We start from the raw sequence: 26,949 nt of genomic DNA, 5'->3' as shown, positions 1-26,949 counted from the left end.
AATTTTTATCTATCGAATTTAACTGTATTTGTAATTATTTCTCTTTTTTATTATAAAATCATAGATTTTTGGAAATCTTTTTTTATGCCAACAAATAACTCTTTTCAAATGAGAATTAGCTTTTTTATTTTTTAGTTGATTTTTATAGTTCTCTGCAATAACATACCAATCAAACAAAAATTTAGAATTTATTTTCAATAAATCTGCACTACTATAATTTTCTTTATCTATAACAACCAAAGCTTCTTCAAATTCTTTTGAGCTATCACTCCAATCTTTCCATTGTTCTGCTGTCTTAATAGCTTCTTTTTTTAATTCATCTCTTCTTGTTGTATTATTTTTTAACTCATTAATAAATTCTATCACTTTATCTTCATTATCAGTATCAACAACTAAGCCATTAACACCATTTTTTATATATTCATCGTAACCGGAAACATTATAAACAATAGCAGTTCCACCACAATGAAACATCTCCAATGGCGGACCAAACATCCCCTCAACATAACTTAATTTTACAATAACATCGCAAGATCGGTAAATATATGGTGTTTGTTCAATAGAAACACGAGAAAAAACCTTATCTACACCATGCACTTTTTCAACATTAGATGATGTCAAAAGCCATATTTCATCTGCTTGTGATTTTTTACATAATTTTATAGTTTTCATTACATTTTTAAAATCCACATCAATAGGACCTTCCACCAAAATCCTTAAATCGTTTGCATTTCTCTTTTGGCAAAATTCACCTTCATGACGAAAAAGATCTTTTCTTATACCATTCTTCACTAAAAAAGAATGCCTATTATAATTATCATAAAGGAACTTCTTAATCCATGTTGCTTCTGTAATAATGGGTATATCTAAAATGTATGTAGAATCAACAAGCTTTCTCAATGGTTTCTCTGTATGATTATAAAATCTTGATTCTATAGATTGCACAAAATAAACATATTTTTTTGACTGAATTCTATGTAATTCATAAAAAGTTCTCCACCAAGTTGCTATTGCAATATCAAAAGAAATATTACCAATTTGCTGATAAGTCCTCCATGAAAGATTTTTTGCATCATTATGCCAATTTAGTTCTTTCATGTCATAACTCAATGCATCGGTTGTAATCATAACAACTGTGTGATTATTTCTCATTAAAAATAAAGCATGCTCAAATATTACAAAACTTCCACCACTAATATTGGGACTACCTATTAAAAAAGCTATCTTCATTTATTTCCTTTTTTGAAATGATATTTTCTATAACAGCGATAAATGTACAATATAAAATTTAAATTATCTTGTTTTAACTTTGCAGCTTTCCACCAAGCACTACTTAAATATTTTTTTCGATATTTTAAAAAATTAAGAATATTTTTTACAACACTTGATTTTTTATTAGTAAAAATAGAAAAACCAAATTCTCCAAAATTTTCATAATGTTTTAATGATGCAAAAAAATCAATTTGTTTATTGCTAGGATTTAAAATAAATTCAAAATACTTGTGTGATATTATATCATATAAGTATTTTTCTTGGTTATAATATGGATATAAAAATTTACATATTTTCTCCCATACTACCAAAGCTTCATTTTGCATAGGTAGAATATAATTATTAAAATTTTGTTCTTCTTCTTGATTTACTTCAAAAATTGGACTATTTTTTTTATAACCAATTGTACTTCCATGAGATGCCTCGAGAAATAATTCATATAAACACCTAGATTCATTAAATACACTATTTTTACATTTTGTATTAAAACAATTACTCGGATTAAATAAAATCCCTAATTTCTGATTGTTATCAGACGCAGAACCAAAATCTACTAATCCCAAATAAGCCCCTTCAATTCGCTTATCTTTTAATAAACAAGCTATATTATCCTGAATTGTTCCTTTCCATCCAACATCTACTAATAATGAAGAATTATTCAAAAAACCAATACCATCTAAATATGTCAACAAACTACTTTTGCACTCTCGGTTTATTTTATTAAACAAATCTTGAAAATTTTTAGATTTTTTTAGAGTATTAAATTCGATACTATTATTAAAATTATCTATCTTAAGATTGAAATTTAGTTTTGGAAAAAAACTTTTGACCGTAGTGATATCTTTTTCTGTAAAAGAACAATTTGATAAAAATTCTTTAATAGACATGTTATTATACTGTCTAAATAATCTCTCAAAGGTTTCATTTTTTAGCTCAGTCAAAGATGGCATAAAAGTTGATTTTCTAGATACACAAAGATAACAACTTTTTATATTTTCATACTTAGAATTTTTAATATAAATATCAAATATTTTTTTTAAAAATTCACCTTCTCTCGCAATAAAAAAAATCTTTCTTATATTCTTTTTTACAACAATATTAGAAATTTGATTAACAAATAAATACAAAACAAGTAATATCTCTGGAAAAATAAATTTTTTGTATTCAGGAATTTCATGTAAAATATTTTCAAATTGTGTAAATGTTAGAAATTCATTTTGTTTCATCTTTTCATAATAATCATATTGCTTACTGCTATTGATATGTAAAGTTTTTATATTATTTTTATTTGCCATAGCAATATCAGAGTAAATATTATCACCAATCATAACAACATCTGATAACTTTGCATTGATATTCTTTAAAACTATTTGATATAATTGTCCCGAGTGTTTCGTTTGCATAAATTCAGAAGAAACAAATAAGTCATCTAAAATCAAATCCAATGAATGAAAATTAACAAGATTCAACATCATATTCTTATCAAAATAAAAATCACTTATACAATAGATTTTCGCACCATTGTTATTTTTATATTCTTTTAACTCCTTAATTAATGCTATATTTGGATATTGTACTTTTTTTTCTACTTGCAATTCTGTTTTTTGCGCAAGACGATAAAAATCTTCAAAAGATATTATAGATGAAAATTGAGCATAAAGCCTACTGCACATATCTCTATATTTAAATTCATAGGAACCATTTTTTTTATAATTTTCTTCACATAATTCTTTTTCTATTTCCTTTCTTAATTCATAAAGTCTTTCGTTTATAAAATTTAACTCTTTTGCCCATATTTTTTTAGTGTTTTCAGGATACGTCGATCTAAAAACCAAAGTATCAAAAAAATCTACGAAAATAACTTTAGAGTTTATCTGTTCTAGCATCTTATTCCTTTTTAATATTATTGTAAAACAACATTCTTTTAAAAATTATATATTTTTTTTTATTAATTTATAATGTATTATTTTTAAAAAAAATAATACATTATAAATAAAACTTCTTTTTAGAAGTTTATATCTAATTATATTAAAATAATAAAAAAAACTACAATTATTCTCAATATATCTAATTAAAAAATTAATTTTTATTAAATCATCTTTTTTGATTTTATTATTTTTTCTTATAGCTCTAAGAGTTATATTTTTTTGAGTATTTTTATATGGAATGTTGTTAAAAACCAAGGGATTTAATTTATTATTGCTTGTATTATTCTGATGAATCCTATAATATACCAAAGAAGTAAAAATTGTTATTCTTTTTCCAAAAAGTTCACACATAACAGCTATATAATAATCGTGAAAATCGATATTTTCTGGAAAGGGCAATACTTTTTCTTTTAAAGCTCTATTTATCATCATAGTATTACCCATAACTCCACAAGGTCCGAGTATATGTCCCAAATCTTTTTCTGGTTTTAATTTATATTTTTTAAACTTAAAAAAAGATTTGTGTAATATTTGTTCATTTTCATCTATCATAATTAAATCACTATGAGTCATTATAGATAAATCATTTTTTTCTTCTTTTTTAATTGCTCTTATCTGCTCTTCTAATTTAGAAGATAACCAAATATCATCTTGATCGCTAAAAGCTATATAATCTTCACTGCAACTTTGAAGAAGTTTTTCGAAATTTTTAATAAAACCTATATTTACTTCATTCTGATAATATACAATTTTATCAGGATATAAGTCTTTATAAGCTCTAATAATACCAATGGTACCATCTTTTGAGCAATCATCACCTATATAAATCTTAATATCTTTATAAGTTTGATTTAAAATCGAGTCAATTTGCTCTTTTAAATATTTCTCACCATTATATGTAGCAAGCAAAACTGCAATTGTATCATTCATATTTTCTTAAATACCACTCTATAGTTTTAATAATACCTGTTTCAAAATTTTCATCAGCCTTCCAACCGAGTTCTTTTTCTATTTTACTAGCGTCAATAGCATAACGCCTATCATGTCCTGCTCTATCCTCTACAAAGGCAATTTGCTCCTTATAACTAACATTTTTTGGCTTATATTGATCTAACAACTCGCATATTTTATAAGCAATCTGTAAATTTGTCCTTTCGTTTCTTCCACCTATATTGTAAGTTTGACCTGCTTTTCCATTATGAAAAGCAAGATCAATTCCCTTGCAGTGATCTAAAACATATAACCAATCGCGGATATTTTTTCCATCTCCATAAATTGGAATTTTATTCCCTGCTAATGCATTTCTTATAATTGTTGGTATTAATTTTTCATCATGTTGTTTTGGACCATAATTATTAGAACAATTAGTTATAATGGTATTTAAACCATATGTTTCATGATATGATCTTACAAGCATATCAGAACTTGCTTTACTGGCAGAATAAGGCGAATTTGGAGCATAAGGAGTTTCTTCATTAAACAATCCTTCACTACCTAAACTCCCATAAACCTCATCTGTACTAATATGGTGAAATCTATTTTTTTCATAATTCTCTTTACTAATAAAAGGTTTTTTCATCCAATACTTATAAGCTGTTTGCAACAAATTAAAAGTTCCGTTTACATTAGTTTTTATAAAAATTTCTGGATTTTTTATAGAGTTATCCACATGAGATTCTGCAGCAAAATGAATTACTCCTTGAATATTATATTCTTCAAAAATTAATTCTATCAATTCTTTGTTGCAAATGTTTCCTTTTATAAATTTATATCTTGGATGATTTTTGCATTCTTTTAAATTTTCCAAACTTCCAGCATATGTCAATACATCAAGATTAATTAAATTATAATCCTCATATTTTTTTAAAAAATATTGAACAAAATTTGAACCAATAAAACCAGCAGTTCCTGTTAATAATAAATTTTTCATCGATTTAATTCCTTTTGCATTTGTCTAATACATTCTTTTAAACTATCTCTCCAATAAGGGATTTGTATATGAAATTTTTCTTTAATTTTTTGTTTATTTAATACCGAATAATTAGGTCTTGATGCTAATGTTGGAAAATCTTTAGTTTCTACAGGATTGATTTTACATTCTAATTGCAATAATTCTACTATTTCATTTGCAAAATCATACCAACTAGCAACTCCCTCATTGGAATAATGATAAATTTCTGGTTTATCATTACTTATCTTTGGTAAGATATTTAAAATTACTTCCGCCAAGTCTTTTGCATAAGTTGGTGTTCCAATTTGATCAAAAATAACATTGATCTCTTGTTTTTGCATACCAAGTTTTTGTATTGTTTTGACAAAATTCTCTCCATAAATACTATACAACCAAGAAGTTCTGATGATAATGGTATTTTTTGGAGCTATACTTAAAATAGCTTGCTCACCCTTTAATTTTGTTCTACCATATTCATTTATAGGATTTGTTTTATCGTATTCTTTATAGGGAATATTTGTCTTTCCATTAAAAACATAGTCCGTAGAAATATGAATAAACTTAAAATTATTTTCTTTACTAAATTTTGCTATAAAATCAACAAAATTACTATTAACTTCGTCTGCTTTCTCTTTTTCAACTTCAGCTTGATCTACAGCCGTATATGCCATACAATTAATTATAGTGTTTATATTATTATTTATCAAATACTCACTCAGTAATTCTTTATTTTGTATATTTAGTTCTTTTATACTTATAAAAAATATATTATAACTCTTATAATCATTTGAAATAAGTCGCAAGGATTTAGCTAATTGCCCATTAGAACCAAAAACAACTATATTATTATTCATAATAATCTACACTATAATCAAAAAAATCTTCAATATCTTTAATTCTAGGTAAACAAGAATCTTTTTCAGAAAGAATTATATCTTTATCTTCCACTTCCCAATCAATTCCCAATAAGGGATCGTTATATAAAATTCCTCTTTCACTTTGCGGATTATAAAAATTATCCACCATATAGCTAATTTTAGTAAAATCTTCCAAAGCAATAAAGCCGTGTGCAAACCCACGAGGAATAAATAATTGCAAATTGTCATTAGCATACATTATAATTTTTATATGTTTTAAAAAAGTTGGACTATTTCTGCGTAAATCTACAATTATATCCATAATACCGCCACTAATAATATTGATTAGTTTTGTCTGAGAAAAAGGGTGCATTTGATAATGCAATCCTCTTAAAGTGTGTTTTTTAGAACAACTTTCATTTTCTTGGCAAAAAGATATTTTTTTAGACAAAAACTCTTCAATTTTTTGCTGATGAAAATTTTCAACAAAATATCCTCTATTATCTGAAAAAATCCTTTTTTTTAATAATTTTACTTCTTTAAAATTTGTATCCAATATCTGCATCATATCCCTATTTTAAATGCGTATTTTTGATAATATTAACTAAGTACTCACCATACTGGTTTTTCTTTAGCGACTTGGCAAGATCTAACAATTCTTTCTCATTAATATAGCCCTTATTATAAGCTATTTCTTCCAAACATGCTATTTTTAAAGATTGTCTTTCTTCTATTGTTTGAACAAAAAGACTTGCTTGTATTAAAGAGTCATGAGTTCCTGTATCTAACCAAGTAAAACCCCTTCTCATTAGTTCCACACTTAATCTATCTTCATTTAAATAAAACTGATTTAATGTTGTAATCTCTAATTCACCTCTTTCTGAAGGCCGAACTAATTTAGCCTTTTTAATCACATCGTTAGGGTAAAAATATAAGCCGGTAACCGCATAACTACTCTTTGGCACTTTAGGTTTTTCTTCAATACTTATAGCCTTATTATGTTCATCAAATTCTACCACACCATAGCGTTCTGGATTATTAACATGATATCCAAATACAACTGCTTTGGAATTATTTACAACATCTTGAATTGCATTTTCCAAAAACTGTGTCAAAGTATGGCCATAAAAGATATTATCACCTAGTATTAAACATACACTATCGTCACCTATAAATTCTTCACCTAATAAAAAAGCTTGTGCCAAACCATCTGGATTTGGCTGTTCTTTATAAAACAAATTAATGCCTAATTCATGTCCACTTCCCAATAGTTCTCTAAATCTTGGCAAATCTCTAGGAGTTGAAATAATCAAAATTTCTCTAATTCCAGAGAGCATTAAAACCGACAAAGGATAGTAGATCATTGGTTTATCATATATTGGCAATAATTGCTTACTGATCCCCCTAGTAATAGGATATAATCTAGTACCACTTCCACCTGCTAAAATAATTCCCTTCATATACTTCTCATTAAATTTTAAACATTCCCTATCGCATAAAGTTGGATGATACCTACAACTTTTCCATCTTTACCTACAACAATTTCTTTGATTTTATGCTTTAACATGATTTCTTCTGCTTCACTTGCCATAGCATCAGCATCAACGACTTTCGGATCTTTGCTCATGATTTCCTTAGCTTTAAAATCAAATCTTGGTTTATCGCTCGCTTTTAAAGCACGACGCAAATCCCCATCTGTTATAATGCCTACTAATTTTTCATTTTCAAGCACTATACAAAGTCCTAATTTTCCACTAGTCATAACATCTACAAGATCATTAAAACAAGTTTCAGGCTTAACAATAGGAAGTTTTTTGGAGACCATCAAATCTTTAACTTTAGTTAAAAGCTTCCTACCCAAACTTCCACCTGGATGAAAAAGTGCAAAATCATCAGGCTTGAAATTTCTTGCTTTCATCAAAGCAGCGGCCAAAGCATCGCCCATCACTAAAGTAGCTGTAGTCGAAGACATAGGTGCAAGTTGCAAAGGGCAAGCTTCTTTTTTCACAAAAATGTCTAAAAAATAATCAGCCTGTTTGGCCAAAGTAGATTTTTTATTACCTGCCATTACGATAAGTTTGATTTGGCGGCGTTTTATAGCCGGAATGATCTTTAAAACCTCTTCAGTTTCACCTGAATTTGAAATAGCAATAACAACATCCTCTGGAGTAAGCATTCCAAGATCTCCATGCAAAGCTTCTCCGGGATGCATAAAAAAACTAGGCGTTCCTGTACTTGCTAAAGTTGCAGCTATCTTTGCACCAATGTGTCCTGATTTTCCCATACCAGTAATAACAAGGCGCCCTTTGGAATTTAAAATAAGCTCTACACTTTTGCTGAAATTTTCATCTAAATTTGAAGCTAAATCTTGTATGGATTTTGCTTCGGTTTCAAAAACTTCTTTGGCGATTTTTAAAGCATCAATTTTCATTTCGTTATCCTAGTTTTCATTATAAATTCAACACAACATTTGTTGCAATAGCAATTTGATAAAGAATTTGAGTCAGCATGCTAAAGACTTGTAAATTCTGGCTATCCACTTTTGGTAAAACCAAGATAGAATCCCCTGGTTTCATTGTTGCACTTCCGCCTCCCCATCCAGCACTGTATTTTTCTGCCTTTCCGTTTGATCTTATTAATAACACCCTTGAAGTATCTGCTCTATCACTATATCCACCAGCTAAATCAATATAATATCTCATTTTTTCTTTATCCATAAATACAAAAGCTCCTGGTAATGAGACCTCGCCTTGAACTATCACAAGATTATTTTTGCTAGGGACATTAATCACATCGCCTTCTTCTAAAACAATAGAATCATAAGCTTTAGTATTATCAATAACAATTTGCCCTTTTGGCTCAACCTTTTTAGCCCTTTCAATAAATTCTAGTATGGTCTTGGCTTGTTGTGCTCTAATGCTAGCTTGCTCAGCATTGACTGAAGAGCTAGTAAGCGCCAAGGTTTCAAGTTCTTTAAGCTGTGCAGCTATAAGTTCTTTTTGGGTTCTAGCAACACTTCTTCTAAAAACTTGAAGTGAATTTAAATCAGACTGCTCATTAGGATTAATCATTTCCGCTACATCTTTTAAAGTTGTACCTTTTTTTACTACAAAAGTATGTAAGCCATTATGCTCACCTTCTATATTAATGCTGATTTTTTCGGCTACATAATCAGGTCTAAATTCCACCTCATCGCCGGTTTTAATAAGAATTGTATTAAAATCTTTTTTGCTGTAAAAATTCACATGCAACTTATGATCTTCACCATAACTTCTCACAACAGCATTAGTAACAATAGGTTTTGCACCTGAAATTTTTGCTAAATCCTGCAAAGTTTTAACATCATCTGCAATTTCAAATCTAAACGGTCTTTGCACATCTCCATTAGCAAAAGCATATTTTTTTACATCGCCAACTAAAATCACATCGCCCATTCTAAAAGGGAAAAGGTTCATTTTACCTTGAAGTAAAAATTCATACAAATCAATACTTTCGATGATTTTATTGTCTCTTAAAATTTGAATATCTCTAAAACTTCCATAATCTAAATTTATACCCGCTGCTTTGTCAATGTATTGGATAATAGAATCTGAGCTAAGTCCTTGATAAAGCCCTGGCTGATTGACATTCCCTGTTACAAAAACGGAGACATTTTGATAAATATTTAAGTCTGCATAAACAAAAACATTATTTTTATAAATTTGCCTCACTCCTGTTTGGATAACCGATAATAAATCTTTATTTGCCACACCAAGCACTTTAATAGCTCCAACACGCGGTATGAAAATATTACCTTGCGAATCTACAACAAGAATTTGAGTGAATTCTACGGCACCCCAAATTTTAAGGCTGATTTGATCTCCAACAGTAATTTTATACTCAGGATTATAAACATGCTGAGTAAATTGCTTGAAATTTCCATTGAATAAATGCGCGCCAAAAACAGGTGCAATAGGCTTTAAAGAAGAGCTAATATTTTGATCAGGCAAAGTTATAGAATTTGCACTAAGGTTATTGTCTTGCATAGATAATTGGCTTTGCACTGCTGAAATTTGTGAAATATCCACCGCTTTAACGAAAAGATTTAAAAATATAAGTGAAATTATAACTTTTTTCATTAATATTTATGCTCCTCTATAATGGTTTTTGCAAGCCTTGCAATAGCAATAATTAAAACTAAAATCATAAAAATAGTCGCTATATTATATAATTTATTAGGATAAGTTGCACTCTCTGGCTTAGTAGGACTTTGCACAATTACAAGCTGTTTAATCTTTCTCATTGCCTCTATCCTAGTAGTTTCATAGGTTTGCAAAGCCGTTGTATAAGCATTTTGTGCAAATTCAGCTTCAGTCATTAAATCTTGATACTGCGCAGCAAGATTATTAAGCTTTTTAGAGGCATTTGAAGAAGAAATTTTAGCACTTTCCTTTTCGAGTTGTTTTTTAAGTGCTGAAATTTCAGCTTTAAGACCTACGATTTGTGGAGCTTTTTCATTCATATAACTCAACATTGTAGAAAGCTCAGCTTCCTTTTGTGCTATAGAGCTTTCAATTTGAGTCGCCAATGTCGCCTTGGCTTCAGCTTGCTTAAGCGGATCAAAAACACCGTATTTGTTTTGGAATTTAATCAAATCCGCTTTTGCTTTTTGCAATCTTTCTTTAAAATTATTGAGTTCTTTTTCCGCAAAAGCCATTTGATCCCTTGCAGCTTTGTGAGAAATTTCATTGATGAATTTTTCGCTTTCTTCCATAATGGTTTTTGCTATTAAATAAGAAGATTCTGGAGTAAAGCCCTCTACATCAACGATTAAAAGTCCTGTTTTATCATCGACTTTGATTTTAACCCTGCTTTGATAATATTTTAAAAAACTTTCCAAAGAACTAGAGTCATAAATTCTAAAAGGAAGATCGATTTTTTGTTCTTGGTAAAGTTGTCGTAATTTGATTTTTTTATCTAAAATTTTTAACATATCAATCGAGCCAATATAAGCTTGAAGATATTTAATATCTTCATTAGTGCTTGAAGTACTAGAAAGCAAAGAAATGAGTCCGCTGGTTTGAAGATTATTCCCACTGGTTGATCTTACACCCAAGCTAAGTGTGGTTACATAGCGATCTGCAGCAATAAATAAATAATACAAACACACTAAAATCATAACATACCAAACTGTTTTAAATGAAAGCAATGCGTTTAGTTTCTTTAACTTATTTTTCATTTACTCTTTCCTTGATATACGGCTATACCCTCATCGACATCATCATATACCGTTGCTTTTCCATCTTTCATAAAAATAATTTTATCACACCATTCTTTAATTTCAGCCACATTGTGCGAAACCATAATCACTTTTGAGCGACTTAATCTCTCTTTATAAAGTTTAACACTTTTTGCCCTAAATTTTGGATCGCCGACTGCTCCTGCTTCATCAATTAGATAATAATCAAAATCAAAAGCCATACTTAAACCAAAAGCTATCCTAGCACTCATTCCTGAAGAATAATTTTTCATAGGTTCATCAAAAAATTTACCAAGCTCAGCAAAATCTTGCACAAATTCCACTTTCTCCTTAATAGCCTCGCCCTTATAACCATAAACCCTAGCTACAAATTTTACATTGTCTCTAGCACTCAAAGAACCTTGAAAAGCTCCGCTTAAACCCAAAGGCCAAGAGAGTTTTTTGTTGGTAATAATTTTTCCTTTATCAGGAAGTTCAGCACCGCTTAAAAGTTTCATAAGAGTTGATTTTCCTGCACCATTGCCGCCCATTAAGCCAATACTACAATTTTCAGGAAATTCAAAAGTAAAATCCTTAAAAACATAATGCCTAGAACCATTAAATAGCGGATAAGATTTACTTAAATTTAAAATTTTAATCATGATTTTCTAGCCGCCGTTAATGCTTGTCTATTGTGATAATACGCCACTAAAGATATAAAAAGCAATATAGTAATGCAATACATAGGATAAATATAGCTATATTCATCTTGCAAGGGATAATTATCAAAAAAATTATATCTTAATAGCTCCATAACATGAAGCAAGGGATTATAATAAAACACATCAAGCAAGGGTCTTGGCATAAGCCAAGTGGGGAAAATCACCCCAGAACCCCAATAAAACACTATACTAAAATAATTCAAAAGCGTTTTTAAAGGCTCGAAAAAAAAAGCTATCATTGCAAAACTCATACCCAAAACAAAGCCTGAACAAATAAGCAAAAACAAAGAAAACATCACATCTAAAAAATGTCTTGGAAAAACATCGATCTTAAAAAACCAACCTGCTAAAAACAACACACAAACAAAAATCACAAAATAAATACAAAATTCCAAACAAGTTCTAGAAATAAATACATGTATAGGCTTTACAGGTTTATAAGCAAATAAAGATAAATTTGCACCAATGCCATTCATAAGCTGAGTAACAATACTTCTAAACATAAAATAAGGCACAATTCCCACAACCAAAAACATAAAAATAGAAATTCCTTGTGGCATCACTTGATGATGATATTCTCTTATTACGGTTACGATAGCTGTGATTGTCAATACAACACTCATAGGCTCGCCCACAACCCAAAAATATCCCAAATGTCTATTATTGCCAAATCTAGTTTTTAGCTCTCTAAAAAAAAGTGCATAAATTACATTAAACATTCAACTTCCATAATTTATAGTTTGAATTAAAACTAAAATCATAACTCATTTTTTTTAACAAAATCTTGGTAAAATTCAAGTTTTTTTGTAAGCATTAGGCTATTATCTGTGAATTTTACATATTCAATTTCTAAAGCAAATATCGTGCCACCCAAAAGCTTTGCAAAAGGAAATTTTTTATAATAAATTTGAATTTGCATTTCATTGGCTTTACAAAAATTTGCTTTGATTTGCACGCCTTGCAAAAAAGCTATTGTACTTTCTTTGGCGATATTTACCGCAACTTTTGACTCTTTAAAAGCCAGTTTTATATGCTTTGTATCTTCATGTGAAGCGATAATTAAAGCCAAATTTCTTTCATCAAAAGCATAAAAAGCATTAGCGATATAAACACCTTTTTCATCTCTCATAGCCCAGCTTAAAAGCTTACAAGAGGCGATAAATTTTTTAATTCTTTCGTCCATAGATAAAATTATACTCTTATAAATTTAAGAAAAATAAAAAAATGTCGATTTGCAAAAAATGATAAATTTCAAGGAGTTTTTATGCAAGTTGATATCAGTAAAAATCAAAATTTTTCAATGGACTATACCACAAAAAGTGGCAAGCATCTAAGCCTTGCAATGTATGATAATCAAAGTATTAATTATAATAACAACGAAGAAGGCAAAACCCTAAATTTAAAAAGACAATACGGTTTTAGCTTTAGCTTTGAAGGTTCTAAACTTACGCAAAATGAACTTGATGAAATTAAAAACGCTATGGAAGAGATCAAGCCTTTGATGCAAGAATTCCTTGCAAATTCTAAGGTTGGGGAATTAAACCCTAAAGAACTTATCACTTCAGCAATGCAAATGGCAGATGTTTTACCAACTCCAAAAGATGAAAATCATAAAAATGCCATTATGAATAACTTCACCAATAAACTTAATAATCTCATTAAAGAAAACCAAAGTCCTGATACAAACGCAAATACCTCTATGCTAGAAGATAGCAAAAAATTGATCGAAGAAATTTTAGAGCAAATGAAAAAACAGCTTGAAAAACAAATGGAGCAACAAAACGAGGATAAAAATTCAAATTCCTTAAATCTTTATGCCTAATTTAAAGAGTTTTTATAACTCTTTAAGTATAATTTTTGATAAAAGACTTCAAAGGCTAAAAAATGACAAATATTCAAATTCTAGAAAACATGCTTACTCTTCAGCAAAAATTAAATGATGAAACCAATGGCGTGGGCTGGGAAGATGGCTATACTAAAGAAGGTAAATTGATCAGTTTTCGTCGTTGCATTTATATGGAATGCGCAGAACTCATCGACTCTTTTGCTTGGAAACATTGGAAAAATATCAGTGCACCGACAAATTGGGATAATGTTTGTATAGAAATTGTCGATATTTGGCATTTTATCTTAAGTCTCTTACTTGAAGAATACAAGGCAAAACACATCACAGACAAAAATTTAATCGCACAAGATCTTGCCTCAGTCAGCCTTTTTAACGACTTTTGCAAAGAAAAAAGCAAGCCAAGCGAAAGTGATACTTATGGGATTTTAAATGACATTGAGCTTATCATCCATAAATGCAGCGGTTTTGGATTTGATTTAGGCGAGCTTTTATCAGCGTATTTTATTTTAGCGATGAAATGTGGTTTGAATTTGCATCAGCTTTATAAAATTTATATAGGAAAAAATGTTTTAAATAAATTCCGTCAAGATCACGGCTACAAAGAAGGTACTTATAAAAAAATTTGGAATGGAGTTGAAGACAATGAAATTTTAAATCAAATTTTAGAAAACGAACTTAAATTTGACCTTATTTATGAAAAACTTGAACTTGCTTATAAGGGCGTTAAATGATACAAATTTTAATGCTATCTTTGAGAGATTTATTGAGCACAAGATTTTTAAAATTCTCACTTTTACCGTTGCTGGTTAGCCTTGTCATTTTCACTGTTTTGAGTTATTTTGCCTTTTCAATTCTGCTTGATTATTTTAATACATTTTTTAGTGTAAAACCTGACTCTTTTTTGGCTTGGTTTTATGCTTTAAGCATCGTGCAATTTATCATCCATGCCTTAAGTTTTTTACTGGCAGGTTTTGTTACAGTATTTGCTTCGGTATTTTTTGCCATTTTTATCGTATCTTTCTTAACGCCTTTTATAGTCAAAGAAATCAACGCTAAACATTATGGGCATATAATTGAAAATGAAGTTTCAAATTTTTTAGTGATGAAAGATTTGCTTAAAATTTTTGTCAAATTCATCGCTTTTTTGCTTCTTGCTTTGCTTTTACTCTTTTTGCCTTTTATTAATCTTTTTATTTTTTATTTTGTATTTTATTATCTCTTCCATCAATTATTACTTTTAGATGTTGCAAGTTGCGCTTTTTCAAAGGATGAATACAAAAATTTCTGGGCCAAAAACTCACCTTTTGAATTTAAATTCTCCACACTTTGTTTTTATCTTATTGCTTCAGTGCCGTTTTTGGGTCTTTTTCTACCTGTATTTTTTGTGATTTTTCTTACACATTTAAGCTATCAAAGAATCTTAAATTTAAGCCCAAAAGCTTAAAAATTCATTAGGTAAAATGCCATGATTATAAAAATAAGCTCTTAAAAATTTTGGCATTTTTGCCAAGCGGCATTCTTCTTTGAAAATTTTTGGCAATTTTTCGCAATTTTCATATTTGAAAACAAAGGCTTTTTCATCTTTATAAACCACTGCGATTTTAGAACTTATCACACAATCGTTTTTTAGCATTTCTTTTCTTTGTTTGGCACTTGGCACAATGCCTTGCATTTTTAAAGCCTTTGCAATTAAGCTTTCATCTTTAGCGCAGATTAAAATCCCTTTAAATTCTTTAATTTCATTTTTGAAAAGCTTATTTTTATCTTCGTTTAGATACACAAAACTTCTTTTTAAACCTTCGCTAAATTTGCTTACAAAATCATTAGAAAAATGCTTTCTTATATAATTTCTAAAATATTTTTCATCTTCATTGCTTTCATCATTAAAATAAAAAATTTCATTTTGTTTTAAAAAAGTTTTTATTTCATCTTTGCTAATACCGAGCAAAGGGCGGATGATATTGTAATTTTTTCTTTTTTCAAATTCATTCATTCCTAGAATTTCAGCCAAACCAGCCCCACGCGAAAGTTGCATTAAAAACCACTCAAAGACATCGTTTAAATGGTGTGCTAAAATGAGATTTTCGTAATTTTTTTCAAGACAAATTTTTTCAAAAAATTCATAGCGAAAATCTCTTGCTTGTTTTTCAAAATTATTTTCAAATTTAGGCGCGTGGGCGATAAAAATCTTTTTATTAAATTTCAAAGCAAGCTCTTTTGCGCTTTTTTCTTCTAAAACGCTATTTTTTCTCGTTTTATAATTTATCATCACAAGATCAAAATTAATTTTTTCTTGCACTAAAAGATGAAAAAGCGCACTAGAATCACTCCCATAAGAAAAAGCAAGTAAATTTTTACCCTTTTTTAGTAGAGATAAAATCTCATCTTTAATTTTCATCAATTTTTCTTAAAGCCTTAGCGATTAGCTTTTTATCTACATTTTGTGTGATTTCGCATTCATAAATTTGCCCCATTTCCAAATCACCGCAATCGCTTTCATTGATGAGAATTTCCCCATCAATTTCTCTATCCCATCTTAAATCTTTAGCTGCGATGAAAAACTCACCTTCACTACTTTCTCCGGTACAAACCACCAAACGCTTTTTACCCACTTCTTTTTCAAAGCTTTTTTCTATTACCTCATCTACGACTTTTTCGATGATTTTTAGTCTTTTATTGATAGTTTTAAATGGCACTTGTTCCATATCAAAAGCGGCAGTATCTTCTTCTTTAGAATATGCAAAAATACTCACTCTATCAAAACCAAATTCTTTTATAAATTCGCAAAGCTCATCAAAATCTGCGTTACTTTCCCCTGGGTGTCCTACGATAAAACCAGTGCGTAAAAAGCTATTTGGCGCACTTTTCATTAAAGTCAGCATTTCTTTAAGCCTTGTACTATTTGCTCCACGCTTCATAATTTTTAGCATTTTATCGCTGATGTGTTGAAGTGGCATATCAAAATAATTTACAAAAATGTTGGAATTTATAATGCGTTTGATTAACGCTTCACTCGCACTTGTAGGATAAAGATATAAAATTCTTGCCGCTTTTATGCCTTTTACTTTTTCTACTGCATCAATGAGTTTAATTAGTCCATCTTTCTCGCCCTTATCAAACAAATAAGAACTCGTATCTTGTGCAATAAATGAAAAGTCTTTATAACCTTTGGCTACTAGGCTTTCAAGCTCGTTTATAATGCTTGAGATTTCACGCGATTTTAACTTACCCTTAAAGCTTGGAATTGCACAAAATGAGCATTTTTGATTGCATCCTTCAGCGATTTTTATAAAAGCGTGAGAATTGCTTCCTGTGATTATTCTATCGCTATTCTCACCTTGTAAATAGGTAGAATTTGAAAATAAATTCATCTTTTTAAGTATCATTTCATCGATTCTTTCATAATCTCCCACGCCGGTAAAAAGATCAACTTCGGGAAGTTCCTTCATAAGCTCCTCGCGATATCTTTGCATCAAACAGCCAGTAACGACTAAAAGAGAATCTTTTTTTCTTTGTTCGTGTAAATTTAAAATAGCATTTATACTTTCTTTTTTTGCACTATCGATAAAACCGCAAGTATTGACAATCAAAACATCAGCAAGGCTTGGATCATCAACTAGGGTGAAATGCTGCAAACGCCCAAGCATGATTTCACTATCGACTAAATTTTTATTACAACCTAAAGACATCAGATAAAGTTTTGACATTTTTCTCACTTTTATTTAATTTTTGTATTGAAATTCGTTTTTTTGATATCAAAATAATATCAAAATAATATTTAAGGGTTTTTTATGCATAAGAAAAATGTGTTTTATTGAAATTTTATGAAAAAAGTTGAAGTGGTCATCTTTATATAATGTAGAAAAGTATCTAAGAAAATATTTAAACAGTGTAATTAATCAAATCTATACCAAGATAAGGTCTATTTCGCATCAAACTCAATTTTCTTTTGAAAAACAAATTTAACAAATAACAACAAAAATTACCAAAACTCACATTATAGACTTTTTTAACGCAATTTGCTAAAATTACGCTTTATGAAATTTAGGAAAGAATTATGGATAATTACGAATTTAGCGAACTTTTAAAAACTCTTAAAAATAAAGTAGGCAATATAGCCTCTATCATAAAACCTGATGAAATCAAAACAAGACTTAAAGAAATTGAAGAACTTGAAAATTCTCCATCATTTTGGAGTGATGTAAAACAAGCAGGCATTATCGGCAAAGAAAAGACAAAAATTACCAATTTACTTAAAAAATACGAAAATGCTTTTAATGCCTTAAATGATGCGAGTGAACTTTTTGATTTAGCTAATAGCGAAAACGATGCAGAGACGCTAGAAGCATTATTTAACGATGCACCAAGCCTTGAAGATACTATCACGAGTCTTGAAATTTCTATGCTTTTAAGTGGGGAAAATGACAGCAAAAACGCTATTGTTTCTATCCATCCTGGAGCGGGCGGAACAGAAAGTAATGACTGGGCTAGCATACTTTATAGAATGTATTTAAGGTTTTGCGAAAGAGAAGGTTTTAAAGTAGAAACTTTAGACTTTCAAGAAGGTGAAGAAGCAGGACTTAAAGATGTAAGTTTTTTGGTTAAGGGCGATAATGCTTATGGTTATTTAAAAGCAGAAAATGGCATTCATCGCTTAGTAAGAACTTCACCTTTTGATAGTGCTGGACGCCGTCACACAAGCTTTTCAAGTGTTATGGTAAGCCCTGAACTTGATGATGATATTGAAATTGAAATCGAAGAAAAAGATATAAGGATTGATTATTATAGAGCAAGTGGTGCAGGCGGACAACATGTCAATAAAACAGAAAGTGCGGTTAGAATCACACATTTTCCAACCGGAATAGTCGTGCAATGCCAAAATGATAGAAGCCAACACAAAAACAAAGCCACTGCTTTTAAAATGCTAAAATCGCGCCTTTATGAGCTTGAACTTATGAAGCAACAAGATAGTGCGAATTCAAGTGAAAAAAGCGAGATAGGCTGGGGACATCAAATCCGCTCTTATGTGCTTTTTCCTTATCAGCAAGTTAAAGATAATCGTAGCGGCGAAGCCTTTTCGCAGGTGGATAATATCTTAGATGGAGATATTAAAAAAATGATAGAAGGCGTTTTGATTGCCTTAAAATCAGAATAACCCAAATTTGGAATTTAACCCATTAAATTCCAAATTTTAACGAAAAAAATCCCAAGCAACTTTTACAATAGTTGCACCCACAACAAATAAAAATAATTTTTTAATGAAATTTCCTTGAGTTTTTAAAACAAGTTTTGAGCCCAAATACGCGCCAATAATTTGCCCAAAACCCATCAAAAAACCCACAAGCCAAAGCACTTCATAACGCCATAAAAAGATGATTAGAGCAACTATATTGCTTGAAAAATTTAAGATTTTGGTATTCATACTTGCATCTTTCATATTAAAACCAAGTAACATCACACAAGCAAAAATCCAAAACGAACCCGTTCCAGGTCCTAAAAATCCATCATAAAATCCCAAAGTAAAACCACAAATGATATGAAAAATTTTGATATTTTTTATCTTTGCCTTAGTAGGAAATCTCCCCAAATTTGGCTTTAAAGCTGTATAAAGAAAGGTTAAAGTTAGAAAAATCAAAATGATAAGCTTTAGGTATTCAGAATTAATAAGCAAAACACTATAAGCCCCTAAAGCTGCTCCAAGCGCAGTGAAAGTCACACCCCAAGCCAAATGCTTAATGGTAGTGGATTTATAATAGGTCATTGCCGCAGTAAAAGAGCCAAAAACGCTTTGAAGCTTATTTGTGGCGATTGACAAATGCGGCGCTATGCCACAAGCTAGTAAAGCAGGTAATGTAATAAGCCCTCCTCCGCCAACAATAGAATCAATAAATCCAGCAAAAATCGCGATAAAAAATAAGACAAAATAATAAAATGTTTCAAGCTCATTAAGTTGTGAAAGAATGGTTTGCATTTTAAACCTTTTAATTTTTGTGTATTATAAGTTTTTTATTTTAAATCTTGCTTACTTTGCCCCAAACGATAAAGTGCAAAATCGTATTTTACAGGATCATTTGGATCAAATTCTTTTAATTTTTGCGTGAGTTCTAAAACACTTTTAAAATCATAAATCTTACGCTTTAAAAGCTTAAGTTCTAATGAAACTTTATGTGTATGCGTATCAAGGGGTATGAGCAAATCCTTTTTATCAATTTTTGCAAAAAGCCCAAGATCAAGCTCATCTTTTCTAACCATCCATCTTAAATACATATTGTAGCGTTTAAGTGGCGAAGTGGGGGTGTTTTGCCAAATTTTACTAAAGAAAAAGTCATAACCATAGCTTGAATATGAATTTAAAGTCTTGATTTTTTGCATAAATGCTAGTATAGAATCTGTGATATTTTGTCTTTTTTCATAAGGCTTGGTAAAAAGTTCATTAAGCGAAATTTCGTTTTTTAATCTTGAAAAGGTAATGAAAATCTGCGTGATATCCTCTTCGTTTTGAAAGCGATATTTTAAGTTTTTTAACTCTTTTTGAATTTGATTTTGGCTTAAATTTAGCAAAGAAAAATCAAGCTTGTTTAAAAAATTCACTATATTTTTAGCATTTCCATAAGCAAATAAAGCACAAATTAAAGCAATAAATTCATCATTATGGCGTTTGGCTATTTGCAAAGGATCGGGTGCATCAAAAAGAGCTTGGATAGTGTTTTTCTCATTTGCTAATCGATCGAGTTCTTTTTTTAATTGATTGAAATTTTGCATTTGTATTTAAATATAAAATTTGCCCTATCGACTCATAGAGCAAATTTCAAAGTTAAAATTAAGACTTGATTCCAAGTAAGGTTTCAAGCATTTGATCCACAGTTGAGACAATCTTAGCTGCTGCGCCATAACTTGATTGGTATTGGATTAAGGCTGCTAATTCTTCATTAGTGTTCACACCTGTTTTTGACTGGTACTCGCCATAAACAGAATTATAAAGCGTTGCATTGCTTGAATGAACTATATTGTTATTTTCACCATCACTTGCAATTTGTCCTGTGAATTTTCGGTAATACTCCTCCATAGTTAAATTGCTCACCGTACCGTCTTCATTATAAAAATTCACTTTTTCATACTGAAGTTGCACTATAGCATTTGCAACATCATTATTTCCATCAACCCCATTAGAACTTGCTTTTAAGCTATCAGGATTATTTTCAATGTTTGAATTTACCTTAATAGAACTTGCATCATTTCCACTAAAAAAACCTCCAATATTTAAAGCTCCAGCAAAATTTGTATCATTACTTTTTATTGCAATTCTATGTCCATTTTTTGGACTAAGCTGGAAAGTTCCGCTACCGGTTTTTGCATCATAATTATATGAAGCACTTAAAAAATCGTCAACATCATTAGTATTGTTGTTGTCACCATTATCATCAGTGTCTGCATTAATTTGCGCAAGCAAGGACTCCATCGTAGTATTTTCATTAATAGTAATACTTTTTGTGCCTACTTCCTTACCGGAAGCATCATAAACCACTATATCAAAAGTTCCTGCTTGTAAATTTTTATCATAGCTCATCAATGGAAAATCACGCGACAAACCTTTCAAAGGATCAGAAACCTTTCCTTCGGTTGCAGATGAAGCGTAAATATTATTAGTTTGCGTGATTAAAGTCTTTGCGAAAGTATCAAGCATATCTTTGTATTCTTGTATCATACCATCAGTATATTTATTTTCAGTTTGATCATAATATCTTCCACGCAAATCAAGTTGTGCGCCTAATTTTCCACCTTTTAATTTACCGGTTAAGTCAATAACCTTCTCATCACTCATCTTATAAAGTATGCTATAAGATTCTTGTTGATTGTCAAATTCAAGCTCTAAAGGATGAAAGCTATCGCCATCAACCAAAGTCATACCTTCGATGCTAAGATTATAATACTTTCCACCATCTGTAATAGTAGAATCAAGCGAACTATCTTGAGTGATTTTATTTTTAGATGCAACCCCATCAACCAGTTTAGAAAGCTGAAGTTCAAGTTCATCTCTTCTATCTCTTAATTCATTAGCTCGTTCACTATCTAAAATCTCTTCGCCACTTAGCTGCTTATTAATATTTGCGATTTCTGAACCAATTTTATTGATTTCATCAACAGTAAGCTTAATATCATCATTAATTGTTTTTTGAATTCTATCTAAATTTGAAAAAGTGTTATTGATATTTTGTGTTAGAGTTTTTGTAGCTTCTATAAGAGCAATTTTTGTTGCTGACTCATTAGGATTTGATGCAAAATCATTCCACGCCTTATTATAACTTTCTAAATCTTTCAAAATACCTGTACTTTGTATATCCGGAAAGCGCTGACTGATCTCTGTTAAAATATTGCCCATATACTGTGTATATTCAAGTTGAGTAGTGGCGTTTTTTAATTTCCAATAAGCATGCTCATCATGAAGGCGCACTATAGTTTCTATAGAAGTTCCCGTTCCTACTTGTGCACCACCTGGTGCAGTAATATAGCCACCTGTTGTTTGTACCACCCTTTGACGCGTATAAAAAGTGCTATTAGCATTTGAAATATTGTTTCCTGTGGTTGCAATTTGAATTTCAGCGGCATTAAGTCCTGAAACTCCTGTATATAAACTAGAAAAAATACTCATTTTCGCTCCTTCGTTTAAACATTAATTTTAAAAAGAGATTCCAATTCTGTTTTCTTATCTCCATAAGCATTATTCATTCCATTTCCATTTTCAAACATGGTGTTTAACAAACCATCAAAAAAATCTTTCACAATAAGTACAAATTTAGCATATTCTTTATTTTTACTATGTAGGGTTTGAAGATTTTGTTTTAACTCAGCCAATTTAGTCTTATCTTCATCATCTAAAAGCTCTATAAAACCTTTAGGATTGCTATTATTAAGTCTTATTAATTCATCATCAAGCTGCTTTTTTGCAAGCTGAAACTCTGCAATGAGTTTATTTTTTTCTTCTACGCTTTTAGCAACATTTTCATGTTTGGCATTTTGTATATCATTAATATCGCTTTCTGTAAGCTTAATAAGCTTTTCAAGAATAGAATTTGCCGTATCTAAGTATTGTTTAATCATAAATTTCTCCCTTAATTAAATTTGCTCAAAAAAGGGAGAAGGGGTTTAAAGTAAAGAATCCGCAACTGCAGTAGCTGTAGCACTTAAATCAATTTTATAAGTTCCATTTTTAATCTGCTCTGCAATTTTAGAAACCCTACTATCGCTTTCCATTTTTTGAGTTTCATTAGTTTTTGTTTGTTTGTTTTTACTGTCTGCATTATTCACCGCAATGCCTGTCGCATAGCCTTGTTTAATTGGATTTATCATTTTTTCTCCTTCAATCTTTATCCTAGCAACAAGATCGGCTAAAACTTAAAAAATTTAACTCCTTTCTTTCAAAAAATCAAATAATAATTTAGAAAAGCCAAGTCCGCCACTTAAAGCCTTACTCATAGTATCATTATACATAGATGAATAAATTTCATCACTGGCATCTTTGCCAAAAAGTGAAGCCTTTTCTTTAAGTGAAACATCTAGCACACTTTTAATCAAAAAGGCCTCAAAAGCATCAGTTTGCTCTTTTAAAGCCTTATCATAATCAGAATTTGCAACCACTTCATTTTCATTAACTTTATACTTTACACTTGCATAATTTTTCACTGCTTGCAAACTTGAAGAATTTTTTGCCACACTTTCCAATAAAGGATTGTTCGTATTATAAGTTGCTAAAAAATTATCTACTCTCATCAAATAACCTCGAGTTCTGCATTAATCGCGCCTGCTCTTTTTAAATTTTCCATAATTGCGATAATATCATTTGGCGTAGCACCTAGCTTATTTAACATTCTTGCGATATTTGCCACTGTGGTTTTTGGCGTATTGATTCTTAGCATATTTGATGCAGGATCTATCATTCCACCATCTTTCATATCCATTCCTTGTGTAGCATCAAGTGTTGCAATATTAGGGTCTACTTTTATAGTAATATCCTTATGTGTAATAAGCACTGGCTCTACTTCTATATCCACTCCTGCAATAACTGTCCCTGTTCTTTCATCAATAATGACTTTGCTTTCTGGAGTATATGCAATGTCTTGCTCCAAAACCCTTGCCATGAATTCTACCGCTGAAAGATCTTCAGGTTTTTTAAGTTTTATCGTTCTTGAATCCACAGCCTTTGCCACTCCATCTTCAAACATAGCATTTAAAACTCTTTCAATATCACTTGCTGTTTTAAAATCTGCATTTTTAAGACTTAAAGTTAAATCATTGTTTTCAAAATTTTGCATGATTTCTCTTTCTACATGCGCTCCACCTAAAACAGTTGCAGCAGTGGAGTGATTTCCCCCATTTCCTCCTGGTCTAGCACTCAAACCGCCAATAGAAAGAGAACCTTGCGCAATAGCATAAATTTCCCCATCAATTCCGCGCAATGCTGTCAGTAAAAGTGTCCCACCTTGCAAAGATTTTGCATCGCCCATAGACGAAACGACGATATCAAGCTTATCTCCTGATTTTGCAAAGGCTGGAAGCTTTGCCGTTACCATTACTGCGGCTGTATTTTTTGACTTGATATCATTAGGATTGACTTTGATATTCATTCCTTGAAGTAAATTTGAAATGGATTGTAGGGTGAATTTAGAACTAGTCCCATCGCCACTTCCATTAAGTCCAACAACCAAACCATATCCTATGAGTTGATTATCCCTAACGCCTACTGTATTTGCTACATCTTTAATTTGCACCCCAAAAACACTCAAGGTAAAAAATGCAAAAACAAGTGCAATTCTCATTGATTAATCCTTTAATCTATTATCTTAATACGAGAAAAGCAAAAAAAGTTCCAAAAATTTAAATTCCAAATTCAAAACAACTATTTTCTTATTTTGTAACTTTATCACATCAATAAAAATTAAATATAAGTAAAATGAATTACTTTCAAATATAAAGGATGACTCATGAAAGATTCTCACCAAAAAAATCGTAGAGCTTTACTTAAACTTATGGGACTTGGCGGAGTTGCCACATTAGGAGCTAGTAATGTGATTTTACCAAAACAAGTTAAGGCAGAAAATTCTTTTGCACCAAAAATTGCTATCATTGGAGCTGGACTTGGAGGCATTACCATGTCAGCACATTTAAAGGATATTCTACCTCGTGCCTCAATCACACTTTTTGACAAAAAAGAAACCATGTATTATGAGCCAGGTTTTACTTTGATTGCGGCTGGAATTTACACAAAAGAAGATGTGGAGTATAATAAAGCCGATCTCATTCAAGATGGCATTACTTGGATTAAAGAAGATATCAGTAAAATAGAACCTAAGCAAAATAAGCTTAAAACTGAAACAAATGCAGAATACAACTATGATTACCTCATCATCGCAACAGGCGTGCATTATGAATTTGAAAAGGTAAAAGGACTTGATCTTAATACCATACACGATCCAAATTCAAATATCACAAGCATTTATACTGCCAATGGAGCTGTAAAAGCAAGAGATTTTATACAAAAACTTGTAAAAAATGGCGGAAGAGCTGTATTTGCAGAACCAAATACTGCGATTAAATGCGGTGGGGCAAATAAAAAAGTGAATTTTTTACTTGAAGATTTAGCTGTGAAAGAAAATTCAAGAGATAAAGTTGAAATGCTACTTTGCGTGGGTGGAAATTCCATGCTTTCAAGCCCAGCTCACGCTATGATGATAGAGCAATTTTATATAGAAAGAAAAATGCCTTATTTAAAACAACATTTGCTCGTTGAAGTTGATACTAAAAATAATATCGCTATTTTTGATAAGCTTATGCCTTATAGTGAAAATGGGGTTAAAAAGGTTGCTAAAGAAAGATTTGAGAGTAAATTTGATTATTTATTTGTCATACCTAGAATGATTACAACTCCAATTATTAGCGAAGCAGGACTTGGGGTTAGCAAAGGCGATGTAGAAGGAAACTGGGTTGATGTGGATCAATACACCTTGCAACACAAAAAATACGATAATATCTTTGCCATAGGCGATTGTGCCGGAGTTCCTAAAGGAAAAACAGGCGCAAGTATTAGAAAGCAATACCCAGTAATTGGCGCAAACATACTTTCGCATTTACAAGGCAAGGAACTCACTGCCAAATTTAGTGGCTACACTGCTTGTCCTTTGCTGACAAGATATGGAAAAGCCGTGATGGTTGAATTTGACTATGAAGGCACAGCTCCGACTTTAGAATGTATGGGCGCAACAAGAGAAAGCTGGATGAATTGGTTTGTTAAAGTTTATTTGATGAAACCAATGGTAATGAAAGCTATGATAAATGCTAAAGCATAAGAAAGGTTAAAAATGAGTAATTTTGATAAAACAATAAGATTAATAATCGCAGCAATTTGGTTTTTCTTTTTTGGCTTTGTGTGCCAAAGCTGGTGGTGGGTTGTAGCTTTATTTCCTTTATTAAGTGCGGTTTATAGCTATTGTCCGCTTTATAAGATATTTAAAAAGAAAAACTGATTTTATTAGAGTGTTTTTTGCACTCTAAAATTTTATACAAATTTCACTTTTATTTTGCTATCATTTTTATTTTATAAGGAAAAATAAGTGAAAAAATCCAAATTTTATCTTTTTTTAATAATCTTTTTTATCAAATTTGCGCTCTAGCTAGTGATTTACCTCAAAATATAAAAGAAAATTTAGGCATTGAAAAATTTGTGGATGAAAATTTAAAAGAAATTTTAAATGAGCCTTTAAAAGAAAATTTTATCTTTGCTCCAAATGGGGAATATTTTTTGATGAGAATTTAAGCCTTTTTCAAAAAGAATGCTTAGAAAACAACGCCGGTGCTTGTGGAAATTTGGGTTCAGAATTTCAAATGGGCGTAAGACTTTCTTTAGATTTAAACAAAGCTTTATTACTCATGCAAAAAGCTTGTAAATTAGGAAGATTAGAATCTTGTGCAAAAGTTAATTACATAAAATTTAAGTATTTAAAAGATTTAGATGAAAAAACTTATCAAAGCAATTTACAATATTTTTTAGATCACAACTCAAGTATTGCTTTAGTAGATTACATATTTCTAAACTTGATAAAAAAGATATAAACTCGACAATTCTCTTAGCCCAAAAAGGTTGCGAACAAGGACATGATATCA

29 protein-coding genes and 1 pseudogene are annotated in these 26,949 nt (G+C 30.4%); 8 read left to right on the top strand and 22 right to left on the bottom strand.

Going from position 1 to position 26,949, the window contains the following annotated elements:
- Positions 1-18: 18 nt before the first annotated feature.
- The 13 genes from ELQ16_RS01695 to ELQ16_RS01635 are packed head-to-tail and all read right to left on the bottom strand — an operon-like array spanning position 19 to position 13,131.
- Entirely contained in the window at positions 19-1,230 is a 1,212-nt protein-coding gene (locus tag ELQ16_RS01695) for a glycosyltransferase family 4 protein (RefSeq protein ID WP_134237840.1), read from the bottom strand.
- Positions 1,227-3,158 carry an HAD-IA family hydrolase gene (locus ELQ16_RS01690; RefSeq protein WP_134237839.1) on the bottom strand — a complete coding sequence of 644 codons (1,932 nt, stop codon included), beginning with the start codon at positions 3,156-3,158 and terminating at the stop codon, positions 1,227-1,229. Before ELQ16_RS01690 ends, ELQ16_RS01695 begins: the two co-directional genes overlap by 4 nt.
- Positions 3,159-3,203: 45 nt before the next feature.
- A complete protein-coding gene (locus tag ELQ16_RS01685; protein ID WP_134237838.1) occupies positions 3,204-4,130 on the bottom strand; it encodes a glycosyltransferase family 2 protein in 927 nt (308 codons plus the stop codon).
- Complete coding sequence (gene rfbB / locus ELQ16_RS01680) at positions 4,123-5,130, bottom strand: dTDP-glucose 4,6-dehydratase (RefSeq protein ID WP_134237837.1); 1,008 nt, start codon at positions 5,128-5,130, stop codon at positions 4,123-4,125. Before rfbB ends, ELQ16_RS01685 begins: the two co-directional genes overlap by 8 nt.
- A complete protein-coding gene (gene rfbD / locus ELQ16_RS01675) occupies positions 5,127-6,005 on the bottom strand; it encodes a dTDP-4-dehydrorhamnose reductase (protein ID WP_134237836.1) in 879 nt (292 codons plus the stop codon). The genes rfbB and rfbD overlap by 4 nt, the downstream gene beginning before the upstream one ends.
- Positions 5,998-6,576 (bottom strand): dTDP-4-dehydrorhamnose 3,5-epimerase, encoded by a 579-nt coding sequence (gene rfbC / locus ELQ16_RS01670; protein WP_243832565.1) that lies wholly within the window; start codon positions 6,574-6,576, stop codon positions 5,998-6,000. The genes rfbD and rfbC overlap by 8 nt, the downstream gene beginning before the upstream one ends.
- A 4-nt stretch (positions 6,577-6,580) precedes the next feature.
- Positions 6,581-7,468, bottom strand: a complete 888-nt coding sequence (gene rfbA, locus ELQ16_RS01665; RefSeq protein WP_134237835.1) for a glucose-1-phosphate thymidylyltransferase RfbA — start codon at positions 7,466-7,468, stop codon at positions 6,581-6,583.
- 17 nt (positions 7,469-7,485) lie between these two features.
- Positions 7,486-8,433, bottom strand: coding sequence for an SIS domain-containing protein (locus ELQ16_RS01660; RefSeq protein ID WP_134237971.1), 948 nt, complete (start codon positions 8,431-8,433; stop codon positions 7,486-7,488).
- Between the two features lie 25 nt (positions 8,434-8,458).
- Entirely contained in the window at positions 8,459-10,126 is a 1,668-nt protein-coding gene (locus ELQ16_RS01655) for a polysaccharide biosynthesis/export family protein (protein ID WP_134237834.1), read from the bottom strand.
- Positions 10,126-11,226, bottom strand: a complete 1,101-nt coding sequence (locus ELQ16_RS01650; RefSeq protein ID WP_134237833.1) for a capsule biosynthesis protein — start codon at positions 11,224-11,226, stop codon at positions 10,126-10,128. The genes ELQ16_RS01655 and ELQ16_RS01650 overlap by 1 nt, the downstream gene beginning before the upstream one ends.
- Positions 11,223-11,888, bottom strand: coding sequence for an ABC transporter ATP-binding protein (locus ELQ16_RS01645; RefSeq protein WP_134237832.1), 666 nt, complete (start codon positions 11,886-11,888; stop codon positions 11,223-11,225). The genes ELQ16_RS01650 and ELQ16_RS01645 overlap by 4 nt, the downstream gene beginning before the upstream one ends.
- Positions 11,885-12,667: an ABC transporter permease gene (locus ELQ16_RS01640; protein WP_134237831.1), complete on the bottom strand. Its 783-nt coding sequence runs from the start codon at positions 12,665-12,667 to the stop codon at positions 11,885-11,887. The genes ELQ16_RS01645 and ELQ16_RS01640 overlap by 4 nt, the downstream gene beginning before the upstream one ends.
- A gap of 38 nt (positions 12,668-12,705) precedes the next feature.
- Complete coding sequence (locus ELQ16_RS01635; RefSeq protein WP_134237830.1) at positions 12,706-13,131, bottom strand: hypothetical protein; 426 nt, start codon at positions 13,129-13,131, stop codon at positions 12,706-12,708.
- Positions 13,132-13,212: 81 nt separating this feature from the next.
- Between ELQ16_RS01635 and ciaI the strand changes: the two genes are divergently transcribed.
- The 3 genes from ciaI to ELQ16_RS01620 all read left to right on the top strand — a co-directional run bounded on the left by ciaI (position 13,213) and on the right by ELQ16_RS01620 (position 15,238).
- Positions 13,213-13,770, top strand: a complete 558-nt coding sequence (ciaI, locus tag ELQ16_RS01630; RefSeq protein WP_134237829.1) for an intracellular survival protein CiaI — start codon at positions 13,213-13,215, stop codon at positions 13,768-13,770.
- Positions 13,771-13,832: 62 nt separating this feature from the next.
- Entirely contained in the window at positions 13,833-14,525 is a 693-nt protein-coding gene (locus ELQ16_RS01625; protein ID WP_134237828.1) for a dUTP diphosphatase, read from the top strand.
- Positions 14,525-15,238 carry an EI24 domain-containing protein gene (locus ELQ16_RS01620; protein WP_134237970.1) on the top strand — a complete coding sequence of 238 codons (714 nt, stop codon included), beginning with the start codon at positions 14,525-14,527 and terminating at the stop codon, positions 15,236-15,238. The genes ELQ16_RS01625 and ELQ16_RS01620 overlap by 1 nt, the downstream gene beginning before the upstream one ends.
- Here the strand turns inward: ELQ16_RS01620 and tilS are convergent.
- Both tilS and rimO read right to left on the bottom strand, forming a co-directional pair.
- Positions 15,221-16,192: a tRNA lysidine(34) synthetase TilS gene (gene tilS / locus ELQ16_RS01615; RefSeq protein WP_134237827.1), complete on the bottom strand. Its 972-nt coding sequence runs from the start codon at positions 16,190-16,192 to the stop codon at positions 15,221-15,223. The two genes, ELQ16_RS01620 and tilS, sit on opposite strands and share 18 nt — an antisense overlap.
- Positions 16,182-17,501, bottom strand: a complete 1,320-nt coding sequence (rimO, locus tag ELQ16_RS01610; RefSeq protein ID WP_134237826.1) for a 30S ribosomal protein S12 methylthiotransferase RimO — start codon at positions 17,499-17,501, stop codon at positions 16,182-16,184. The genes tilS and rimO overlap by 11 nt, the downstream gene beginning before the upstream one ends.
- Before the next feature lie 117 nt (positions 17,502-17,618).
- Here rimO and ELQ16_RS10515 point away from each other — a divergent pair.
- Together ELQ16_RS10515 and prfB are read left to right on the top strand one after the other, a co-directional pair.
- Positions 17,619-17,721: pseudogene (locus ELQ16_RS10515) on the top strand (hypothetical protein); the annotation flags it as partial.
- Between the two features lie 130 nt (positions 17,722-17,851).
- Positions 17,852-18,949, top strand: coding sequence for a peptide chain release factor 2 (prfB, locus tag ELQ16_RS01605; protein ID WP_134237825.1), 1,098 nt, complete (start codon positions 17,852-17,854; stop codon positions 18,947-18,949).
- A 36-nt stretch (positions 18,950-18,985) separates the two neighbouring features.
- On the opposite strand, the gene ELQ16_RS01600 is transcribed toward prfB, so the two are convergent.
- The 7 genes from ELQ16_RS01600 to ELQ16_RS01570 are packed head-to-tail and all read right to left on the bottom strand — an operon-like array spanning position 18,986 to position 24,608.
- Entirely contained in the window at positions 18,986-19,765 is a 780-nt protein-coding gene (locus tag ELQ16_RS01600) for a TSUP family transporter (RefSeq protein ID WP_134237824.1), read from the bottom strand.
- Positions 19,766-19,800: 35 nt separating this feature from the next.
- Positions 19,801-20,556, bottom strand: a complete 756-nt coding sequence (locus tag ELQ16_RS01595; RefSeq protein ID WP_134237823.1) for a TIGR02757 family protein — start codon at positions 20,554-20,556, stop codon at positions 19,801-19,803.
- 58 nt (positions 20,557-20,614) lie between these two features.
- On the bottom strand, positions 20,615-22,444 hold the full coding sequence (gene flgK, locus ELQ16_RS01590; protein ID WP_134237822.1) for a flagellar hook-associated protein FlgK: 1,830 nt from the start codon (positions 22,442-22,444) through the stop codon (positions 20,615-20,617).
- Positions 22,445-22,458: 14 nt separating this feature from the next.
- Positions 22,459-22,893, bottom strand: a complete 435-nt coding sequence (flgN, locus tag ELQ16_RS01585; protein WP_134237821.1) for a flagellar export chaperone FlgN — start codon at positions 22,891-22,893, stop codon at positions 22,459-22,461.
- Positions 22,894-22,938: 45 nt separating this feature from the next.
- Positions 22,939-23,142 (bottom strand): flagellar biosynthesis anti-sigma factor FlgM, encoded by a 204-nt coding sequence (locus tag ELQ16_RS01580; RefSeq protein WP_134237820.1) that lies wholly within the window; start codon positions 23,140-23,142, stop codon positions 22,939-22,941.
- A gap of 54 nt (positions 23,143-23,196) precedes the next feature.
- A complete protein-coding gene (locus ELQ16_RS01575) occupies positions 23,197-23,562 on the bottom strand; it encodes a rod-binding protein (RefSeq protein ID WP_134237819.1) in 366 nt (121 codons plus the stop codon).
- Positions 23,562-24,608, bottom strand: a complete 1,047-nt coding sequence (locus ELQ16_RS01570; protein WP_134237818.1) for a flagellar basal body P-ring protein FlgI — start codon at positions 24,606-24,608, stop codon at positions 23,562-23,564. The genes ELQ16_RS01575 and ELQ16_RS01570 overlap by 1 nt, the downstream gene beginning before the upstream one ends.
- 165 nt (positions 24,609-24,773) lie before the next feature.
- On the opposite strand from ELQ16_RS01570, the gene ELQ16_RS01565 reads away from it, so the two are divergent.
- The 3 genes from ELQ16_RS01565 (at position 24,774) to ELQ16_RS01550 (ending at position 26,898) form a co-directional block, all read left to right on the top strand.
- Positions 24,774-26,135 (top strand): NAD(P)/FAD-dependent oxidoreductase, encoded by a 1,362-nt coding sequence (locus tag ELQ16_RS01565; RefSeq protein WP_134237817.1) that lies wholly within the window; start codon positions 24,774-24,776, stop codon positions 26,133-26,135.
- A gap of 12 nt (positions 26,136-26,147) precedes the next feature.
- Positions 26,148-26,312, top strand: a complete 165-nt coding sequence (locus ELQ16_RS01560; RefSeq protein WP_134237816.1) for a DUF2892 domain-containing protein — start codon at positions 26,148-26,150, stop codon at positions 26,310-26,312.
- A gap of 340 nt (positions 26,313-26,652) precedes the next feature.
- The gene (locus ELQ16_RS01550; protein ID WP_243832564.1) at positions 26,653-26,898 is read left to right on the top strand and encodes a hypothetical protein; all 246 of its coding nucleotides are present in this window, start codon (positions 26,653-26,655) and stop codon (positions 26,896-26,898) included.
- Positions 26,899-26,949: the final 51 nt, after the last annotated feature.

It is taken from the genome of Campylobacter sp. US33a (assembly GCF_004378855.1).
Taxonomy (GTDB): Bacteria; Campylobacterota; Campylobacteria; order Campylobacterales; family Campylobacteraceae; genus Campylobacter_D.
The sequence above is the reverse complement of the archived record's forward strand: the minus strand, read 5'-3'. Positions and strand labels throughout refer to the sequence as shown.

What these genes read in the sequence shown, in the direction of transcription:
- ELQ16_RS01695 (WP_134237840.1), bottom strand. Translation starts at nt 1,230, where the DNA reads ATGAAGATAGCTTTTTTAATAGGTAGTCCCAATATTAGTGGTGGAAGT.
- ELQ16_RS01690 (WP_134237839.1), bottom strand. Translation starts at nt 3,158, where the DNA reads ATGCTAGAACAGATAAACTCTAAAGTTATTTTCGTAGATTTTTTTGAT.
- ELQ16_RS01685 (WP_134237838.1), bottom strand. Translation starts at nt 4,130, where the DNA reads ATGAATGATACAATTGCAGTTTTGCTTGCTACATATAATGGTGAGAAA.
- rfbB (WP_134237837.1), bottom strand. Translation starts at nt 5,130, where the DNA reads ATGAAAAATTTATTATTAACAGGAACTGCTGGTTTTATTGGTTCAAAT.
- rfbD (WP_134237836.1), bottom strand. Translation starts at nt 6,005, where the DNA reads ATGAATAATAATATAGTTGTTTTTGGTTCTAATGGGCAATTAGCTAAA.
- rfbC (WP_243832565.1), bottom strand. Translation starts at nt 6,576, where the DNA reads ATGATGCAGATATTGGATACAAATTTTAAAGAAGTAAAATTATTAAAA.
- rfbA (WP_134237835.1), bottom strand. Translation starts at nt 7,468, where the DNA reads ATGAAGGGAATTATTTTAGCAGGTGGAAGTGGTACTAGATTATATCCT.
- ELQ16_RS01655 (WP_134237834.1), bottom strand. Translation starts at nt 10,126, where the DNA reads ATGAAAAAAGTTATAATTTCACTTATATTTTTAAATCTTTTCGTTAAA.
- ELQ16_RS01650 (WP_134237833.1), bottom strand. Translation starts at nt 11,226, where the DNA reads ATGAAAAATAAGTTAAAGAAACTAAACGCATTGCTTTCATTTAAAACA.
- ELQ16_RS01645 (WP_134237832.1), bottom strand. Translation starts at nt 11,888, where the DNA reads ATGATTAAAATTTTAAATTTAAGTAAATCTTATCCGCTATTTAATGGT.
- ELQ16_RS01640 (WP_134237831.1), bottom strand. Translation starts at nt 12,667, where the DNA reads ATGTTTAATGTAATTTATGCACTTTTTTTTAGAGAGCTAAAAACTAGA.
- ELQ16_RS01635 (WP_134237830.1), bottom strand. Translation starts at nt 13,131, where the DNA reads ATGGACGAAAGAATTAAAAAATTTATCGCCTCTTGTAAGCTTTTAAGC.
- ciaI (WP_134237829.1), top strand. Translation starts at nt 13,213, where the DNA reads ATGCAAGTTGATATCAGTAAAAATCAAAATTTTTCAATGGACTATACC.
- ELQ16_RS01625 (WP_134237828.1), top strand. Translation starts at nt 13,833, where the DNA reads ATGACAAATATTCAAATTCTAGAAAACATGCTTACTCTTCAGCAAAAA.
- tilS (WP_134237827.1), bottom strand. Translation starts at nt 16,192, where the DNA reads ATGAAAATTAAAGATGAGATTTTATCTCTACTAAAAAAGGGTAAAAAT.
- rimO (WP_134237826.1), bottom strand. Translation starts at nt 17,501, where the DNA reads ATGTCAAAACTTTATCTGATGTCTTTAGGTTGTAATAAAAATTTAGTC.
- prfB (WP_134237825.1), top strand. Translation starts at nt 17,852, where the DNA reads ATGGATAATTACGAATTTAGCGAACTTTTAAAAACTCTTAAAAATAAA.
- ELQ16_RS01600 (WP_134237824.1), bottom strand. Translation starts at nt 19,765, where the DNA reads ATGCAAACCATTCTTTCACAACTTAATGAGCTTGAAACATTTTATTAT.
- ELQ16_RS01595 (WP_134237823.1), bottom strand. Translation starts at nt 20,556, where the DNA reads ATGCAAAATTTCAATCAATTAAAAAAAGAACTCGATCGATTAGCAAAT.
- flgK (WP_134237822.1), bottom strand. Translation starts at nt 22,444, where the DNA reads ATGAGTATTTTTTCTAGTTTATATACAGGAGTTTCAGGACTTAATGCC.
- flgN (WP_134237821.1), bottom strand. Translation starts at nt 22,893, where the DNA reads ATGATTAAACAATACTTAGATACGGCAAATTCTATTCTTGAAAAGCTT.
- ELQ16_RS01580 (WP_134237820.1), bottom strand. Translation starts at nt 23,142, where the DNA reads ATGATAAATCCAATTAAACAAGGCTATGCGACAGGCATTGCGGTGAAT.
- ELQ16_RS01575 (WP_134237819.1), bottom strand. Translation starts at nt 23,562, where the DNA reads ATGAGAGTAGATAATTTTTTAGCAACTTATAATACGAACAATCCTTTA.
- ELQ16_RS01570 (WP_134237818.1), bottom strand. Translation starts at nt 24,608, where the DNA reads ATGAGAATTGCACTTGTTTTTGCATTTTTTACCTTGAGTGTTTTTGGG.
- ELQ16_RS01565 (WP_134237817.1), top strand. Translation starts at nt 24,774, where the DNA reads ATGAAAGATTCTCACCAAAAAAATCGTAGAGCTTTACTTAAACTTATG.
- ELQ16_RS01560 (WP_134237816.1), top strand. Translation starts at nt 26,148, where the DNA reads ATGAGTAATTTTGATAAAACAATAAGATTAATAATCGCAGCAATTTGG.